Here is a 383-nt window from a genome sequence, read left to right as displayed (position 1 = left end):
GTGTTCACGCTCAACCCGGCGGGTCTGAAGGCCATGCTGGACAACGGGGCGGATCCGAATGCGCGCAAGCCGGGGCACACCGTCAGGAAGTTCGCGGACGGCAGCGTCAGTGACCATTTCGACTACGACAACGCGATGGTCTGGGCGGCCAAGCAGGACGATCCGGTCTATCTGAAGCTGTTGCTCGATCACGGCGGTGACCCCAACGCCCAGAATACTAATGAAGAAAATCTGCTGTTTCAGTCCTTCATCTGGCACAACCAATGGAAGAACGTGCAGCTTCTGGTCGAGCGCGGAGCAAACATCAACAATAAGAGCAACGGCACGACGATCTTGTCCGATTACGCCTTCGCAGGCGGCTTCGAGCAGACCTACTGGCTGTT

1 protein-coding gene is annotated in these 383 nt (G+C 57.7%); it reads left to right on the top strand.

Translation table 11 applies throughout. The annotated features are described in order from the left end of the window. Positions 1 to 383 (top strand): ankyrin repeat domain-containing protein (locus ACH65_RS20410; RefSeq protein ID WP_049624058.1); only part of this gene is annotated, 383 nt, incomplete at both ends.

Origin of the sequence: Frateuria defendens (assembly GCF_001182895.1) — a bacterium.
Classification (GTDB): Bacteria; Pseudomonadota; Gammaproteobacteria; order Xanthomonadales; family Rhodanobacteraceae; genus Frateuria_B; species Frateuria_B defendens.
Note: the sequence above shows the minus strand (reverse complement) of the source record. Positions and strands in the feature narration are given on the sequence as shown.